The organism is Tardiphaga sp. 866_E4_N1_4 (assembly GCF_052076075.1).
Classification (GTDB): Bacteria; Pseudomonadota; Alphaproteobacteria; order Rhizobiales; family Xanthobacteraceae; genus Tardiphaga; species Tardiphaga robiniae.
The window spans coordinates 4,400,541-4,416,589 of sequence record NZ_CP197242.1; the positions used below are offsets into that span (position 1 = coordinate 4,400,541).

The 16,049-nt window shown below is 62.9% G+C and carries 13 protein-coding genes; 9 read left to right on the forward strand and 4 right to left on the reverse strand.

The window, feature by feature from the left end:
* Positions 1 to 51 precede the first annotated feature (51 nt).
* Complete coding sequence (gene mutM, locus AB8B20_RS21310) at positions 52 to 957, forward strand: bifunctional DNA-formamidopyrimidine glycosylase/DNA-(apurinic or apyrimidinic site) lyase (protein ID WP_439073710.1); 906 nt, start codon at positions 52 to 54, stop codon at positions 955 to 957.
* A gap of 48 nt (positions 958 to 1,005) precedes the next feature.
* Here mutM and rutA read toward each other — a convergent pair whose 3' ends face one another.
* Complete coding sequence (gene rutA, locus AB8B20_RS21315) at positions 1,006 to 2,106, reverse strand: pyrimidine utilization protein A (protein WP_439073709.1); 1,101 nt, start codon at positions 2,104 to 2,106, stop codon at positions 1,006 to 1,008.
* A gap of 182 nt (positions 2,107 to 2,288) precedes the next feature.
* On the opposite strand from rutA, the gene AB8B20_RS21320 reads away from it, so the two are divergent.
* The gene (locus AB8B20_RS21320; protein WP_120287745.1) at positions 2,289 to 3,086 is read left to right on the forward strand and encodes a class I SAM-dependent methyltransferase; all 798 of its coding nucleotides are present in this window, start codon (positions 2,289 to 2,291) and stop codon (positions 3,084 to 3,086) included.
* A gap of 165 nt (positions 3,087 to 3,251) precedes the next feature.
* Positions 3,252 to 3,929 carry a PilZ domain-containing protein gene (locus AB8B20_RS21325; RefSeq protein ID WP_338117628.1) on the forward strand — a complete coding sequence of 226 codons (678 nt, stop codon included), beginning with the start codon at positions 3,252 to 3,254 and terminating at the stop codon, positions 3,927 to 3,929.
* Between the two features lie 30 nt (positions 3,930 to 3,959).
* Here the strand turns inward: AB8B20_RS21325 and AB8B20_RS21330 are convergent, their stop codons facing one another.
* Positions 3,960 to 5,321 carry a serine protease gene (locus AB8B20_RS21330; protein ID WP_439073707.1) on the reverse strand — a complete coding sequence of 454 codons (1,362 nt, stop codon included), beginning with the start codon at positions 5,319 to 5,321 and terminating at the stop codon, positions 3,960 to 3,962.
* Positions 5,322 to 5,555: 234 nt separating this feature from the next.
* Between AB8B20_RS21330 and AB8B20_RS21335 the strand changes: the two genes are divergently transcribed.
* Positions 5,556 to 6,356 carry a HesA/MoeB/ThiF family protein gene (locus AB8B20_RS21335; protein WP_439073705.1) on the forward strand — a complete coding sequence of 267 codons (801 nt, stop codon included), beginning with the start codon at positions 5,556 to 5,558 and terminating at the stop codon, positions 6,354 to 6,356.
* Positions 6,357 to 6,413: 57 nt separating this feature from the next.
* On the opposite strand, the gene AB8B20_RS21340 is transcribed toward AB8B20_RS21335, so the two are convergent.
* Positions 6,414 to 7,415 carry an aldo/keto reductase gene (locus AB8B20_RS21340; RefSeq protein WP_439073703.1) on the reverse strand — a complete coding sequence of 334 codons (1,002 nt, stop codon included), beginning with the start codon at positions 7,413 to 7,415 and terminating at the stop codon, positions 6,414 to 6,416.
* Positions 7,416 to 7,533: 118 nt separating this feature from the next.
* Between AB8B20_RS21340 and AB8B20_RS21345 the strand changes: the two genes are divergently transcribed.
* A complete protein-coding gene (locus tag AB8B20_RS21345) occupies positions 7,534 to 8,487 on the forward strand; it encodes a LysR family transcriptional regulator (protein WP_439073701.1) in 954 nt (317 codons plus the stop codon).
* Here AB8B20_RS21345 and AB8B20_RS21350 read toward each other — a convergent pair.
* Positions 8,464 to 9,567: a DUF2336 domain-containing protein gene (locus tag AB8B20_RS21350; protein WP_089266433.1), complete on the reverse strand. Its 1,104-nt coding sequence runs from the start codon at positions 9,565 to 9,567 to the stop codon at positions 8,464 to 8,466. The two genes, AB8B20_RS21345 and AB8B20_RS21350, sit on opposite strands and share 24 nt — an antisense overlap.
* A 362-nt stretch (positions 9,568 to 9,929) precedes the next feature.
* Here AB8B20_RS21350 and rimP point away from each other — a divergent pair, with 362 nt between their 5' ends.
* Genes rimP through infB form a run of 4 tightly spaced genes read left to right on the forward strand, consistent with a single transcriptional unit; the run spans position 9,930 to position 15,915 of the window.
* Complete coding sequence (rimP, locus tag AB8B20_RS21355) at positions 9,930 to 10,709, forward strand: ribosome maturation factor RimP (protein ID WP_093757899.1); 780 nt, start codon at positions 9,930 to 9,932, stop codon at positions 10,707 to 10,709.
* A 3-nt stretch (positions 10,710 to 10,712) separates the two neighbouring features.
* The gene (gene nusA / locus AB8B20_RS21360; protein ID WP_068734140.1) at positions 10,713 to 12,317 is read left to right on the forward strand and encodes a transcription termination factor NusA; all 1,605 of its coding nucleotides are present in this window, start codon (positions 10,713 to 10,715) and stop codon (positions 12,315 to 12,317) included.
* Positions 12,318 to 12,333: 16 nt separating this feature from the next.
* Positions 12,334 to 13,122 (forward strand): RNA-binding protein, encoded by a 789-nt coding sequence (locus AB8B20_RS21365; protein WP_439073698.1) that lies wholly within the window; start codon positions 12,334 to 12,336, stop codon positions 13,120 to 13,122.
* Positions 13,123 to 13,131: 9 nt separating this feature from the next.
* Positions 13,132 to 15,915 carry a translation initiation factor IF-2 gene (infB, locus tag AB8B20_RS21370; RefSeq protein WP_439073697.1) on the forward strand — a complete coding sequence of 928 codons (2,784 nt, stop codon included), beginning with the start codon at positions 13,132 to 13,134 and terminating at the stop codon, positions 15,913 to 15,915.
* Positions 15,916 to 16,049: the final 134 nt, after the last annotated feature.

Genomic DNA, 16,049 nt, shown 5'->3' on the forward strand with positions numbered 1-16,049 from the left:
CTGCCGCATAGGGGCTATCACGTCCCCATCTCAAGGTGAATGACGTGAATCATGCCTGAATTACCCGAAGTCGAGACCGTCCGCCGCGGCCTGCAGCCGGCTATGGAGGGGTCGAAGATCACCCGTCTGGAGCTGCGGCGAAAAGACCTGCGTTTTCCGTTTCAGCCGGATTTTGCCGGGAGGTTGCAGGGCCGAATGATCACCAGTCTCGGCCGCCGCGCCAAATATCTGCTGGCGGATCTGGATTCCGGCGACGTGCTGCTGATGCATCTGGGCATGTCCGGTTCGTTCCGGGTGGTGTCCGATGCGCCCGCTGCTGTCGCAGGTGATGAAGAAAATGTGATGCCAGGCGCCTTCCATCATCCGCGCAGCGACGAGCGGGCCCATGATCACGTCGTCTTCCATATGTCGTCGGGCCCGTCAGTGATCTACAACGATCCCCGCCGTTTCGGCTTCATGAAGATCTTTGCGCGCAGCGAGATCGATAACGAGCCGTTCCTGAAGGACATCGGCCCCGAGCCGCTGGGCAATGCCTTCGATGCGGCGATGCTGGCCGGCGCCACCGCAGGCAAGAAGACCAGCCTCAAGGCCGCGCTCCTGGATCAGCGCGTCGTCGCCGGGCTCGGCAATATCTATGTCTGCGAGGCGCTGTTTCGCTCGCATCTGTCGCCGCGGCGGCTGGCCGCGACACTGGCGACCAAGAAGGGCGAGCCGACCGATCATTCGAAACGACTGGTCTCGGCGATCCATGAGGTGCTGAACCAGGCCATCAAGGCCGGCGGCTCGTCGCTGCGCGATCACCGGCAGACCGATGGCGAGCTCGGTTACTTCCAGCACTCGTTTCAGGTCTATGACCGCGAAGGCGAGCCGTGCCAGACCGATGGGTGTTCGGGGATCGTGAAACGTTTCGTGCAGAACGGGCGGTCGACCTTCTGGTGTCCAAAGTGTCAGAGGTGACACCGCGTCGGGCGGCCTTGCCGGCACGTCGTTGTTGAGTATCGATCCTCACATGTCTTTCAATGCGGCGGCTGCGGCCTCTGCAACTCCCTTACGCGAAGTCATCAGTGGCTGAATGTGTTGCCCGAAGTCTTCGACGCCCTGGACGAAATCGTCGAAGGTGAGCAATACGCCCTCGGTTCCCGGCACATTGGCGACGTCGTCGAGCATGCGGGCGACATTTGCGAAAGAGCCGACGAATGTTCCCATATTGATATTCACGGCTGATGTCGGGTCGGCCATCTGGCGGATATTGGTGTCCTTGCCGGATTTGGTATCCGCCGCGCCCTGGACGCCGAGCCAGGCGACCGCTTCGTGATCCACGCCGGCTTTGTAATGCTCCCACTTTGCGAACGCGGCTTCGTCGGTCTCGGCCGCGATCACCATGAACAGGACATAGGTCGTGACGTAGCGGCCGGTATCCCGCGTAGCCTCGATCAGCCGTTCGGCGGCGGGCGCAAAATCGGTCGGGGTGTTGATGCCCTTGCCGAAGCAGAAATTGTAGTCGGCGTATTTTGCGGAGAAGGCCATTCCGGCGCCGCTCTGGCCGGCGCAAATGATCTTCATATCGGCTTGCGGCCGCGGGCTAACGCGGCAGTCTTCCATCTGGAAGAATTCGCCTTTGCGATCCGAGGCGCCGGTCTGCCAAAGCTCGCGAAGGATCTCGACATATTCCGAAAGATATTCGTAACGGCGTGCGAAATATTCATCGCCCGGCCAAAGCCCCATCTGCGAATATTCGGGACGTTGCCAGCCGGTGATGAGATTGAGGCCGAAGCGGCCATGTGAAATCGAATCGATGGTCACAGCCATGCGTGCGGCAATCGCGGGAGGCATCACGAGCGTCGCTGCCGTGGCGAACAGTTTTATTCGCTTGGTCACTGCGGCCAACCCGGCCATCAGGGTGAAGGATTCCAGATTGTGATCCCAGAATTCGGTTTTCCCACCGAAGCCACGCAATTTGATCATCGAGAGCACAAAATCGAGTCCGTAATGTTCGGCCTTTAGCGTCACCTCCTTGTTGAGGTCGAAAGTCGGCATGTATTGCGGGGCATTTTCAGAGAGCAACCAGCCATTGTTCCCGATTGGAATGAATACGCCGACCTTCATCTCGCTCTCCTCTGTAACAGGGTGACGCCTCGGGACGTCGCGAACTGTTCTGCTTGCGATAAACCAAGCAACAACCGTGCCGATGTGTGCGCATCGCGCCGATCCCACCGTGAAGGCAACGTAGTTGCGCGCCCGGCATTTCCGGCCATGATCTGCTGCCAACACCGTATTGAGGACTCCCCATGACCGACGCATCGTCTCCCTCCATCCGCTTCAATGACGGCGCGTCCTATGAGCGGATGATGGGCGTCTGGAGCCGCAGCGCCGGCGAGGTCTTTCTGGATTGGGTGGCGCCAAAGCCGGGTCTTGCCTGGGTCGATGTCGGCTGCGGCAACGGCGCCTTCACGCAGCTGATCGCCGAGCGCCATGCGCCGTCGGTGATCGACGGCATCGATCCCTCGGAGCCGCAGCTTGCTTATGCGCGGACGCGGCCGGGTGCTGCGATGGCGGCGTTTCATCTGGGCGACGCAATGGCACTGCCGTTTTCCGACAAGTCCTTCGATGTCGCCGTGATGGCGCTGGTGATCTTCTTCGTGCCGGAGCCGTCGAAGGGCGTTGCGGAGATGGTGCGTGTCGTGTCACCCGGCGGCACGGTGGCCGCCTATGCGTGGGATATGGATGGTGGCGGCTTCCCGCTGCAGCCGATCCTTGGTGAATTGCTGAAGATGGGCCAGATGCCGTCGCTTCCGCCGAGCGTGGATGCATCGCGCCTCGACGTGATGCAGTCGCTGTGGACCTCCGCCGGCCTGGTGGACGTCGAAACCCGCGTGATCGATGTCACCCGTGCCTTCACCGATTTCGACGACTTCTGGTCGGCCTCGTCCGCAGGGCCATCGGTGAAGGCAGCTCTGACGGCGATGACGCCGGAGGAGATTGTGCAGCTCAAATCGCGCGTCCGGACGGGACTTTCGGAGGATGCAACCGGCCGTATCACCTGCAGTGCCCGCGCCAATGCCATCAAGGGGCGGGTGCCCGGCTGAGGCAGAGAAGCCTCTGGCCTCCATAGCGCCAATCGCCGGGATTTTGCCGGTAATATTTCCTCAACTTGAGGGGGTATATAAGTAACGCAATAACCAAGGCGGGCGCAAATGCTGGCGTGGTTGGGTTTTCTATGGTGGTGGAAATGTACCGTAGAGGATGAACCTGTGTCCGTCGAAAAATTCCTCAAGCAGCGGGCTGTCAACGTCGTTGTCAGCGGGCAATATACGCTGTCGAATTGGCTGGATTCCGAAGGCAATCCGCGCAGCTTTGCCTGCCGGACCAGCCGCGTCTCGCCGTTCCGGATGATTGTCGATGTGCCGGTGGTCGGTCGGATCGGCGATCGCATCACGCCTTATTTCGGCGACTTCGGTCAGCTCGAAGGCCGCATCAGTGACACCATCTCCGGCAGCTTCCTGCTCGAACTCAACATGACGCCGCCGATGCGTCAGAAGCTCTCCGACAAGCTGACCTGGCTGGAGAAATTCCAGAAAGACCCCACGGTGCGGGAAGAACGCAAGCAGGCGCGCCTCATTCCCGCGAGTCCGCATTCCATGCTGACCTTCGCCGACGGCAGTATGAAGAACTGCTTCGTCATCGACATGTCCGTGTCCGGCGCCGCGATCTCGGCCGATGTGCAGCCGGAGGTCGGAACGCCGCTCGCCGTCGGCGCCTGCGTCGGCCGCGTGGTGCGCCATCTCCAGGGCGGATTCGCAGTGAAATTCGTCGAGCAGCAGAACCGCGAACAGCTCGAACGCCGGATCATCCGCGCGCCCGCAGCGCCGCCGCCGCGCGCGACGCCGTTCGCGGCGCAGATGGATTCGATGTACGAGGAAGTGGACTAGCAAACGTCTGCGGGCTTCGGAGCCCGACAGCTACTTCCGCACGCAGATCACGCGCACCATCGCAGCCTTGGCATCGGCCGAGCTGCCGTTCGCGTTCACGCCATTCGCTTTCACGAAATTCAGCACGAGTTCCGCGGGCACCAGCGCCGCCAGCGGTGCCGCATTCGGCGGGCCGGCAACGAGCAGTGGCTTCAACTGCGCGAGGCCCGCAAATTTGCCGTCGCTGTCGATGGCGGCTGCGCCGGAAAAACCGAACCCCGGTGCGGGTGAGAGGGCCAGTTCGCTGCCGGTGCCGACCGGCGTGGTGGACGCCTTCACGCTGGTGACGGCTGCGCCGCCGCCCTGGTTTTGCGGATCGGCAATCCCTACGAGATCGAGATTGGGCTTCGCTGCGCCAGCGCCAAGCGACAGCGGCTTCAGCTCGCGCGCGCCATAGATGCGCAGCAGTGCGAGATCGCGCACTTTATCTTCGGCGACTTTGTCGGCATTGCCGTAACCAGCGACGACAATGGACATGCAGCCATCGACTGCCTGGCGATCGGTGACGATGGCGCCGTCATCGCTCACCACGATGCCGCTGGCATATTCGACCTTCTTGCGCGGCGGCGGACCCACCGCCTGCGCCCCTGCGGGGAATGCGTTGAAGGCAGACGACATCGCGATCACCACCGGCTCCATCGTGCCTTCGGTGGCCTGATCGTAGAAGATCGAGAGGATGCGGACCTCGGAGTCCTTGAACTGGCCGCGGATGTAAAACTTCTTCTGGTTCTGCAACCCGGACAGCACGAAGAAATCCGGCTTCACCACCTGATAGTCGATCTTGCGTCCAGGCTCCTTGCGCTCCGTCTCGGCGAGTTTCGCTGTGGACGGTGTTTCCTCCTTGCGGCGCGCCAGCGTGATCTGGATCGTGCCGGTGGAGGACGACCACTTGCTGCCGTTCGCGTCGGAGGCCTGCTGCGGCACCAGCTTGCCGGGAATGCCAAGCCGTGCGCCGGTCACCATGTCGGTGACCATTTTCCAGCCGACATTGTCCTGAAGTTTCCTCGCTGCGGCGCGCAGCAGATCGCGCTCCTGCGGGTTCAGCACGCCCGTTTGCTTGGCGCCGTTGTCCTTCTGGAACGTCTTGATCGCATTGACCATGCGATCCGAGACCTCGCCGGTAATGGCGCCGTTATACTGCCCGGTCCACGCCAGATCCGATTGAATGCCGAGCCGCTCGGCCTGCGCCATGGCATTGGCGGTGTCGGCAGGTGTCTGCAGCGCCGGGCGGATCGGTGTGGTGGTGACGGGTTTGGGTTTGACGCCCTGCACCGCGGGAGGCGTCGCCTGCACCTGTGCGTGAGCCGCAGAGGCTGCCACGATCATCAATGTTGCTGAAAGCATCGATCTCATGACATGTCCGGTCTTGAAGCTGGTGATTGATTTCGGTGGAATTAAGCACATCTCGTGGGTCGGTGACAGCGCGGGAAGGGTTCACGACAATGCGGGACCTGATCTGTGGCTTCATCCTGAGGAGGCGCTTCTTCAGCGCCGTCTCGAAGGATGAGCTGTTCATCTCATGGTTCGAGACGCGCGCAAGAAGCGCGCTCCTCACCATGAGGGTCGGAGTTTGGAGCGACTATTGCGATGCTGAATGCCGATGAACTCGAGCGCTATGCGCGTCACATTGTGCTCCGCGAAGTCGGCGGTCCCGGCCAGACTGCGCTGCAGAGCGCGAAGGTGCTGGTGATCGGCGCCGGCGGGCTGGGCGCACCGGCGCTGATGTATCTGGCGGCCGCGGGCATCGGCACGCTCGGTGTGGTCGATGACGACACGGTGTCGCTGTCGAACCTGCAGCGGCAGGTCATTCACGCAACGCCGGATATCGGCGCGTTGAAGACCGACAGCGCCGCGGCAAAGATCCATGCGCTCAATCCGCATGTCAGATTTATCGGCCATGCCGTCAGGCTCAATGCAGCGAATGCGATGGCGCTGTTGTCGGGCTACGACATCGTGCTCGATGGTTCCGACAATTTCACCACGCGCTATCTGCTGTCGGATGCCTGCTATCTCGCAAAGAAGCCGTTGATCTCCGCGGCGCTCGGCACTTTCGATGCGTCGCTGACCACGATCCGTGCCCATGAGGCCAACGCGTCGGGCGCATTGAACCCGACCTATCGCTGCCTGTTCCCCGAAGCGCCGCCGCCGGGCACGGTGCCGAGCTGCCAGGAAGCCGGCGTCATGGGCGCGCTGGCCGGCATGGTTGGCTCGATGATGGCGCTGGAAGCGATCCGCGAGATCGTGGGCTTTGGTGAAGGGCTGGTCGGGCGTCTGCTGATGATCGACGCCCGCAACATGCGCTTCGAGACGCTGCGTTACGGGCGCGATCCGGCGAATCCGCTCAACGGGGATGCGCCGAGCATCAGGGATTTGAGCGCATATTTGTGAGGCGCTTTCTTAATCCCTCCCGCAAGGGGGGGAGGGATGCCATTGGCCTGTGTCGTCTCACGCCCGCTTCTTTTCACTGTCCATATGCGCGAGATGCTCGTCTGGATAACGGCCGCCGGCTGCCGCATCGGCCGGGATCGCCTCTGCCAAAGCCCTGAGATGCGCGGGCGTGAGTTTCACCTCCAGCGATCCCAGCGCTTCAGTGAGCCGATCCCGTCGCCGGGCGCCGACCACGGGCAGGATGTCCTGGCCCTGCGCGGCCACCCAGGCAATCGCGACCTGCGCGACCGAGGCGCCGATGTCATCGGCGACAGCGCGGATTTTGTCGACCAGCGCCAGATTCTGATCGATATTCGCAGCGCTGAAGCGTGGGCTGTGGCTGCGATAGTCCCTCGCGTTCATCCCGTTCTTGGTGAAGTGGCCACCGATCAGGCCGCGCGACAGCACGCCGTAGGCCGTGATGCCGATGCCAAGTTCGCGGCAGGTCGGCAGGATGTCGTCCTCGATGCCGCGCGAGATCAGCGAATATTCGATCTGCAGGTCGGTGATCGGATGCACCTTGTGGGCACGGCGGATGGTCTCGGAGCCGACTTCGGACAGGCCGATATGTTTGACGTAGCCGGCCTTGATCAGATCGGCGATGGCTCCAACGGTGTCCTCGATGGGTACATTGGGGTCGAGCCGCGCGGGGCGGTAGATGTCGATGACCTCGACGCCGAGCCGCACCAGCGAATAGGCCACGAAATTCTTGATCGCTATCGGGCGGTTGTCGAAGCCCATGAAGGCACCGGCGGGATCGCGCATACCGCCGAATTTGACCGAAAGCTGCAGGTTATCGTGGTTGCGGCCGCGCAGGGCTTCGGCGATCAGGAGTTCGTTGTGGCCCATGGCGTAGAAGTCGCCGGTGTCGATCAGGGTGACGCCGGCCTCCAGCGCGGCGTGGATGGTGGCGATGCTTTCACCTCGGTCGGCCGGGCCGTAGACATCCGACATGCCCATGCAGCCGAGGCCGAGCGCGCCCACTGTCGGGCCAGTCTTTCCGAGTTGAAGGTGTTTCATGGTGGTTCTCCCAGAAGGCGGCCGGACCGATCCTTTGCCGCTGCTGCCCCGATATGAGCCCGCTCCATTGATCCGATAAGCTGGACAATCCCGAAAGGCTTGTTCACTCTGTCGAACAATGAGCGATCTCGATCTGCGCGATCTGGCGGCCTTTCTGGCAGTTGCACGGACCCGGAATTTCCGGCGGGCGGCGGTGGAGACCCATGTCTCGGTGTCCAGCCTGAGCCAGCGACTGCGTGACATGGAAGAGCGCCTCGGCGTTCGTTTGCTGCATCGCACAACACGGAGTGTGGCGCTCACCGAGGCTGGAGAATTGCTGCAACGCAAAATCGCTCCGGCTATGGGCGATGTCCATGCTGCGTTGCAGCAAGTTCGCGATTTCGGTGATGTGCCGTCTGGCCGCCTCAGGATCAACGGTCCAGCACCAGCCATCGATATCGTGGTGGCGCCGATGGTTACACCATTTTTGCAGGAATATCCGCAGGTTGAACTTGAGATCGTTGCCGAGACGTCATTGATCGACATCGTCGCCAAGGGTTTCGACGCCGGCATTCGTTATGGCGAGGATCTGGCGCAGGACATGATCGCGGTCTCGCTGGGGCCACCGCAACGCTTCGTGATGGTGGCTTCTTCGCAATATATTGCGCAGCATGGGCGACCTATTGCACCGCAGCAATTGCTGCAGCATTGCTGCATCAGAACGCGTTTCGACAACGGTTCTATCCCGGAATGGGAGTTCGAAAAGGACGGCCAGGTGGTCCGGATACCGCCCCGCGGGCCTCTGCTGGCGAGCTATTCCCGGCTCGGGCTGGAAGCAGCCCGGGACGGACTTGGCTTTTACGCGGTGTTTGAGGGCTATGTGCGGGACGACCTCGCGACCGGGAGGTTGGTCAGCGTGCTGGAGGACTGGCTGCCGCCATTCCCGGGGCCGTTCCTGTATTATCCAAGCCGCCGGCAGCCGCCGCCGGCTTTGGCGGCGTTCGTAAGTTTTGTGGCGGAGTGGCGCAAACGGGAGCGGCGGGCTGCGGCCCCGGAGAATCCCAGTGGATCAGAGCGGCAGGGGGATCGCTGAGGCGGTCTCGCGGGTCTGCCAGAAGGTCAGCACGCGCTGTGCCGTGGCGGGCACCAGGCGCTCGAAATTCTGCCGGGCTTCCTCGACATCGGCGGCGGCAGGCGAACGGCCGGGGCCAAGACGCAGCGTCATCAGGGCGCGGACGGTGGCCCAGGAAATCCCGATCGATTTGCCGAGGATCAGCATCGGATCGTCGCGGTCGCCCTTGAGGAGCTGGTCGATGGTCCCGATCCGCACGCCCGACAGAGCGGCGAGGGCGGCGGCGGTTTCCTCATATTGATGGGCGCGGGCAAAGCGCAACAAAGCGCCTTCGTCCAGCTCGTCGGCCTGGTGGAGCTTGCGAATGGCACGCTGCGCGGTGGCGAAGTCGCGGGTGACGGCCAGATGCGTCGGCGTACCGGTGATGTCTTGCATCGCGCGGTTGATCGCGTTGCGCAGTTGGGGGGCGGCGGCATCGAACAGCCGGCGGCGAACCACCTCCACCGACTGCGCCAACAGGTGTTTGAGCTGTTCCGGCGCGAGATCGTCGCGTTGCCCGACCGTGACGGCGAGGGCGCCATCATCGCTGGCGCGGCGAATGAGGCCGGTATAGCCGAGCTGCGAGAAAGCCGCACCGGCGTTGCCGGCCACGCGGCGGATCACATCGCGGTCGCCGCGGCGGACGATCACGTCGGTAATGCGCGGGGTCAGCGTCGAGCGATCGGAGATCGCCAGCAGATGCGACTGGCCTTGGGCCTTGGCGATGTCGACCAGTGTCGGTTCGTCGATCAAGGGTGAGCGGCGCAACAGCGGCCCGGCGATCAGGATCTCGTCATCGCGGACGAGCAAGGCCACCAGTTGCGGCGGTGCGTTGACGAGATCGGACAGCCGTTCGGCCAGCTCGGTGCGTGCTTCGACCTCGGTTTGTGGAACCAGACTCGTCAGAACGCCGTCGAACAGATCGACATGTGCCGGTTGAAAACGGGATGCGCCCCTTAGGAAAAGCTCGGAAATCTTACGCACCGCCTCGCCGCGCCGCTTGGGATCGCCATCTCTGACGATGTTCTCCAGCCCGGGAATGAGCGATTTCGCCTCAGCCATCAAAAAATACTCAACACCACCATACGGAAAGGCTGGGGCACCCTAGATGGGGTTGATGAAGGAACGGTTAGTCCGCAGGATTGGGCTACCGCGGGTTGCAGAAATATTGCGGGGCAGCCACTGCGGCCTTGCCGGGGCGCCGGAAAAGGGCTATATCGCCCACAACTTATTAGGTTCTCATACGATCGCGTTTGAGAGTGGGCCCCTCGGGACCCGCTCTTTTTTATTACCTGAACGGACCTTGGCCGATAATCCGGCGGGGCTCGCCCGGGTCAAAAAGGGCCGAAAGCCCGACGCGATACACTTCTGCAGGCTGCACGCGTATTCAGACATCCTCCAACCGGAATACTTCGATCCTGGACATGACCGACCAAAACCCAGAAACCGTTGATACCGAGCTGCTTTCCGAGCCGCGCCTGGTGATCGAGCCGGGTGCTGCGGCGCGGGTATCGGCAGTCGCCACGCCCGTGCTTGAAAACCTCGGTTACCGGCTGGTGCGGATCAAAATTTCCGGCGAGCTCGGCTGCACCGTGCAGATCATGGCGGAGCGGCCGGATGGCACCATGCTGGTCGAGGACTGCGAGGCGATCTCACACGCGCTGTCGCCGGTGATGGACGTCGCCGATCCGATCCAGCGCGCCTATCGCCTCGAAATTTCCTCGCCCGGCATCGATCGTCCGCTGGTCCGACGCTCCGATTTCGAGCGCTATCATGGCTATCTGGTTAAGATCGAGATGGCTGTCGCCGTCGGCGGCCGTAAACGCTTCCGTGGCCTGCTCGGCGCTATCGAAGGTGACGTCGTCCTGATCGATCGGGAAGGCGCCCGCGACGGCGAAGACCCCATCACGCGGTTGCCGCTGGAAGATATCTCCAATGCCAGCCTGGTGTTGACCGACGAGCTGATCGCCGAGTCCATGCGCCGCGGCAAGCACGCCGAGCTTGATCTCAAGCGGGAGCTCGGTCTCGCGCCGCCGCCGGCACCGCATGCCAAGCGCAGCGATCCGAAAAAGAGCTTTGCGCCGAAGCCGAAACTCAAGGTCGCGAAAGCTACCAAGAAGCCTTTGCCGAAGAATACCAAAGAACATCGTCTGGCCGCCGACCGTGCGCGCCGAGGCGAAATCGATCCCATCGAAGGAGAATGAGCTATGGCCGCTGTCAGCGCCAATAAACTCGAACTGCTGCAGATCGCCGACGCCGTCGCGCGCGAAAAATCGATCGACCGCAACATCGTCATCCAGGCGATGGAAGAGGCGATCGCGAAAGCGGCCCGCGCGCGTTACGGTTCCGAGACCGATGTGCATGCCGAGATTCATCCCAAGACCGGCCAGCTCTCTCTGACCCGCCACATGCTGGTGGTCGAGGACGTCGAGAATTCGTCTTTCCAGACCTCGCTGTTTGACGCGCAGCGCGCCAATCCGGGTGCGCAGATCGGCGACACTATCGCCGACACGCTGCCGCCGCTGGAATACGGCCGTATCGCCGCGCAGTCCGCCAAGCAGGTTATCGTGCAGAAGGTGCGCGAAGCCGAGCGTGACCGGCAGTACCAGGAATTCAAGGATCGCATCGGCGAGATCGTCAACGGCATCGTCAAGCGCGTCGAATACGGTTCGGTGATCGTCGACCTCGGCCGCAGCGAAGCCATCGTGCGTCGCGACGAGATGCTGCCGCGCGAAGTGTTCCGCAACGGTGACCGCGTTCGCGCCTATGTGTTCGACGTGCGCCGCGAGACCCGCGGTCCGCAGATCTTCCTGTCGCGCACCCATCCGCAGTTCATGGCCAAGCTGTTCGCGCAGGAAGTGCCTGAAATCTATGACGGTATCGTCGAGATCAAGGCCGTGGCCCGCGATCCCGGTTCGCGTGCGAAAATTGGTGTGATCTCGCGCGACTCCTCGGTGGATCCGGTCGGCGCCTGCGTCGGTATGCGTGGTTCCCGCGTGCAGGCAGTGGTCAACGAGCTGCAGGGCGAAAAGATCGACATCATTCCGTGGTCGCCGGATATCGCCACTTTCGTGGTGAACGCGCTGGCGCCGGCGGAAGTCTCGAAAGTCGTGATCGATGAAGATCGTGAGCGCATCGAGGTTGTCGTTCCCGACACCAATAACCAGCTATCCCTTGCGATCGGTCGTCGCGGCCAGAATGTGCGCCTGGCTTCGCAGCTGACCGGCTGGGATATCGACATCCTGACCGAGCAGGAAGAATCCGAGCGTCGCCAGGCCGATTTCGAAAATTCCACGCGCGTCTTCATGGAAGCGCTGAACGTCGACGAAGTCGTCGGTCAGCTGCTCGCGTCGGAAGGTTTCACCTCGGTGGAAGAACTTTCGATGGTCGATGCCAAGGAATTGTCGGGCATCGAGGGCTTCGACGACGAAACAGCGGCCGAATTGCAGAGCCGCGCACGTGAATACCTCGAGCAGCTCGAAGCTGAACTCGAAGGCAAACGTAAGGAATTGGGTGTGGAAGACGCTTTGAAGGACGTTCCGGGCGTGACCCTCAAGATGATGGTCAAGTTCGGCGAAAACGACATCAAGACCGTCGAGGATCTTGCCGGCTGTGCCACTGACGATCTGGTGGGCTGGACCGAACGCAAGGAAGGCTCCGAGCCGACCAAGCACCCGGGCATTCTCGATGCCAGCGAAATTTCGCGCGAAGACGCCGAGCATCTGATCATGCAGGCCCGCGTCGTGGCCGGCTGGATCACCCAGGCCGATCTCGACAAGGGTGCGCCGCTCGACGCCACCGAAGAAGCGTAAGGACAATGCCACGCGCATGCTCGCCATTGCTGACCAAGCAGATCTGGACAACGGCCCCCGGAGCACCAAGCCCGGGACGATGCGGATGTGCGTGGTTACGCGGAGCGTGCGCCCGATCGATGATCTGATCCGGTTCGTCGTCGCGCCCACGGGCGAGGCGATCCCGGATCTGAAGCGCAAGCTTCCCGGCCGCGGCCTCTGGGTCACGGCCTCCCGCAAGGCGGTGACCGAGGCGGCGAAGCGCAATCTTTTTGCCAAGGGCTTCAAGAAAGCGGTCAAGGCGTCGCCGACCCTGGCCGACGACACCGACAAGCTCATGGTGCGCGGCGTCATCGAGGCGCTGGCCATGACTGCCAAGGCCGGTCAGGTGGTTTCCGGCTTCACCAAGGTCGAAGACGCCCTGCGCCGCGGAACGGTCGGTGTTCTTCTCCACGCCTCCAACGGCGCCCCCGACGGAATCCGTAAACTGGACAGCGTTGCCCGGCAACGCGTGGAATTTGACGCGGAATCCGGCGACGACGCGCCGAAACTGCCGATCATTACGGTTTTAAGCTCCGATGAATTGGATTTGGCATTGGGGCGGTCAAATGTGATACATGCTGCCGTGCTTACGGGCCCGGCGGGCAAAACGTTCCTGTCGCGCAGCCAGACTCTGGTCCAATACCGGCTGGCTGACGACGACATCAACGCAAGCGCCAAAGCTTCGCTGACAACTGCTGCGCCGGAGACGGAGCCGCTGACGCCAACGATCTCGCTGATCGAAACTTCGACGACTGTGCGACCGCGCACAACGCAACAAGATTAGGACTGCTGAATGGTTGATACGAAAACGCCTGGTGACAAGACTCTGAGCGTTCCCAGCAAGACCTTGACGCTCAAGCCGCGCGTCGAGCAGGGCACTGTGCGCCAGAGCTTCAGCCATGGCCGCACCAAGCAGGTGGTGGTCGAGAAGCGCGGCAAGCGCCGTATGCCCGGCGATGCGCCCGCGGCTGCGCCTGTCGCCGCGCCAGCAACTGCTGCTCCCGCACCTGTCGAGACTGCTGCACCAGCTCCCGTTGCTGCTGCGCCGGCTGCTCCCGCTGCAACTGCTGCGCCCGCGGCGCCGGTTGCGCGCGCTGCTGCGCCTGCACCGGCCGCACCGGCTTCCCGCACCGCTGCCCCTTCTCCCGCAGGACGCAGCTCCGCTCCGCCTCCCGCAGCGCAGCCGTCGCGCGCGCCGCAGCGCCCGCAGCCTCCGGCCCGTTCGGGTTCGGGCGTCGTGCTCCGCACCCTGACTGAAGAAGAGCGCAATGCCCGCGCCAGCGCGCTGGCCGATGCCCGCGTGCGCGAGCAGGAAGAGCGTCGCCTCGCCGAGATCGAGGCTGCCCGCCGCAACACCAAGGAATTCAAGGAACAGGAAGAGCGTGAAGCTGCCGAAGCCCGTCGCAAGGCCGAGGAAGAGCGTCACCGCCAGGAAGAAGAAACCAAGCGCCGCGCCGAAGTCGAGGCCAAGCGCCGTCAGGCTGAAGCCGATGCGAAGGCCGCCAAGCCGGCCACGACGACGGCCCGTCCCGGCGCCACCTCAACTACGCCTGCGCGTGCGCCCGGCGTCGCTGCCGACGGCACCGACGAGGATGAAGGTCCACGCGTCATTCGCCGTGGTCCCGGCGGCGCCGCGCGCCCCGTGATCGCGCCGAAGCCTACTGCCAAGCCCGGTCCGCAGAAGGAGCGCGGCCGTCTCACCGTCGTCACCGCGCTGTCGGCCGGCGACGTCCGCGAGCGTTCGATCGCCTCGTTCCGTCGCCGCACCCAGCGTCTGAAGGGTCATCAGTCGAACGAGCCGAAGGAAAAGCTGGTTCGCGAAGTCACGATCCCGGAAGCGATCACGATTCAGGAGCTCGCCAACCGTATGGCCGAGCGCGCCGTGGACGTGATCCGTCTGCTCATGAAGCAGGGCGCGATCCACAAGATCAACGACGTCATCGACGCCGACACCGCGCAGCTGGTGGCCGAAGAAATGGGCCACACCGTCAAGCGCGTTGCCGAATCGGACGTTGAAGAAGGTCTGTTCGACAAGGTCGACGATTCCACCGATACCGAGCCGCGTTCGCCGGTCGTGACCGTCATGGGTCACGTCGACCACGGCAAGACCTCGCTGCTCGACGCGCTACGCCATGCCAATGTGGTGTCCGGCGAAGCCGGCGGCATCACCCAGCATATCGGCGCGTATCAGGTCACGTCGCCCGAGAGCGGCAAGAAGATCACCTTCATCGATACGCCAGGCCACGCTGCGTTCACCGCGATGCGTGCCCGCGGCGCCAAGGTCACGGATATCGTCATCCTGGTGGTGGCGGCCGATGACGGCGTCATGCCGCAGACCATCGAAGCCATCAACCACGCCAAGGCAGCCGGCGTGCCGATGATCGTGGCGATCAACAAGATCGACAAGCCCGACGCCAAGGCGGAGCGCGTGCGCACCGAACTGCTGCAGCATGACGTGCAGGTCGAATCCTTCGGCGGCGACGTGGTCGACGTCGAAGTGTCGGCGAAGAACAAGACCAACCTCGACAAGCTCCTGGAAATGATCGCACTGCAGGCCGATATTCTCGACCTGAAGACCAATTCGGAGCGTCCGGCGGAAGGTACCGTGATCGAAGCCAAGCTTGATCGTGGCCGTGGTCCGGTGGCGACCGTGCTGGTTCAGCGCGGCACCCTGAAGGTCGGCGACATCATCGTGGCCGGTGCCGAAATGGGCCGTGTCCGCGCGCTGATCTCCGATCAGGGCGAGACGCTGACCGCGGCAGGTCCGTCCGTGCCGGTCGAAGTGCTCGGTTTCAACGGTCCGCCGGAAGCTGGCGATCGTATGGCCGTGGTCGAGAACGAAGCCCGAGCCCGTGAAATCACCGGCTACCGTGCGCATCAGAAGCGCGAGAAGTCCGCGGCCTCCACCAATGGCATGCGCGGCTCGCTCGAGCAGATGATGAGCCAGCTGAAGACCTCGGGTCGCAAGGACTTCCCGCTGATCATCAAGGCCGACGTGCAGGGTTCGCTTGAAGCGATTCTCGGCTCGCTTGAGAAGCTCGGCACCGATGAAGTCGCTGCGCGCATCCTGCATGCGGGCGTCGGCGGCATTTCAGAATCGGACGTCACGCTGGCGGAAGGCTTCAACGCCGCCATCATCGGCTTCTCGGTTCGTGCCAACAAGGAAGCCGCTGCTGCTGCCAAGCGCAACGGCATCGAAATCCGCTACTACAACATCATCTACGATCTCGTGGATGACGTGAAGAAAGCCATGTCCGGTCTGCTCGCGCCCACACTGCGCGAAACCATGCTGGGCAATGCGCAGATCCTCGAAGTGTTCAACATCTCGAAGGTCGGCAAGGTTGCGGGTTGCCGCGTCACCGACGGAACCGTGGAACGCGGCGCGAATGTGCGCCTGATCCGCGACAACGTCGTGGTGCACGAAGGCAAGCTGTCGACACTGAAGCGCTTCAAGGACGAAGTGAAGGAAGTGGCGTCAGGCCAGGAATGCGGCATGGCGTTCGAGAACTACGGCGACATGCGCGCCGGCGACGTGATCGAGTGTTACCGCGTAGAGACCATCCAGCGCTCCCTGTAAGTCCAAATCTTACAAAGAGACCGGATTTAAACGAGACGTCATGCCCGGCCTGCGCGAAGCTAGCTTCGCTAGATGGCCGGGCATCCACGTCTTTGAATTTCAAAAGAGCAGTCGTGGATGGCCGGGACAAACCC

What these genes read in the sequence shown, in the direction of transcription:
- AB8B20_RS21320 (WP_120287745.1), top strand. Translation starts at nt 2,289, where the DNA reads ATGACCGACGCATCGTCTCCCTCCATCCGCTTCAATGACGGCGCGTCC.
- rutA (WP_439073709.1), bottom strand. Translation starts at nt 2,106, where the DNA reads ATGAAGGTCGGCGTATTCATTCCAATCGGGAACAATGGCTGGTTGCTC.
- AB8B20_RS21335 (WP_439073705.1), top strand. Translation starts at nt 5,556, where the DNA reads ATGCTGAATGCCGATGAACTCGAGCGCTATGCGCGTCACATTGTGCTC.
- mutM (WP_439073710.1), top strand. Translation starts at nt 52, where the DNA reads ATGCCTGAATTACCCGAAGTCGAGACCGTCCGCCGCGGCCTGCAGCCG.
- rimP (WP_093757899.1), top strand. Translation starts at nt 9,930, where the DNA reads ATGACCGACCAAAACCCAGAAACCGTTGATACCGAGCTGCTTTCCGAG.
- AB8B20_RS21365 (WP_439073698.1), top strand. Translation starts at nt 12,334, where the DNA reads ATGCTCGCCATTGCTGACCAAGCAGATCTGGACAACGGCCCCCGGAGC.
- AB8B20_RS21345 (WP_439073701.1), top strand. Translation starts at nt 7,534, where the DNA reads ATGAGCGATCTCGATCTGCGCGATCTGGCGGCCTTTCTGGCAGTTGCA.
- AB8B20_RS21350 (WP_089266433.1), bottom strand. Translation starts at nt 9,567, where the DNA reads ATGGCTGAGGCGAAATCGCTCATTCCCGGGCTGGAGAACATCGTCAGA.
- AB8B20_RS21330 (WP_439073707.1), bottom strand. Translation starts at nt 5,321, where the DNA reads ATGAGATCGATGCTTTCAGCAACATTGATGATCGTGGCAGCCTCTGCG.
- infB (WP_439073697.1), top strand. Translation starts at nt 13,132, where the DNA reads ATGGTTGATACGAAAACGCCTGGTGACAAGACTCTGAGCGTTCCCAGC.
- nusA (WP_068734140.1), top strand. Translation starts at nt 10,713, where the DNA reads ATGGCCGCTGTCAGCGCCAATAAACTCGAACTGCTGCAGATCGCCGAC.
- AB8B20_RS21340 (WP_439073703.1), bottom strand. Translation starts at nt 7,415, where the DNA reads ATGAAACACCTTCAACTCGGAAAGACTGGCCCGACAGTGGGCGCGCTC.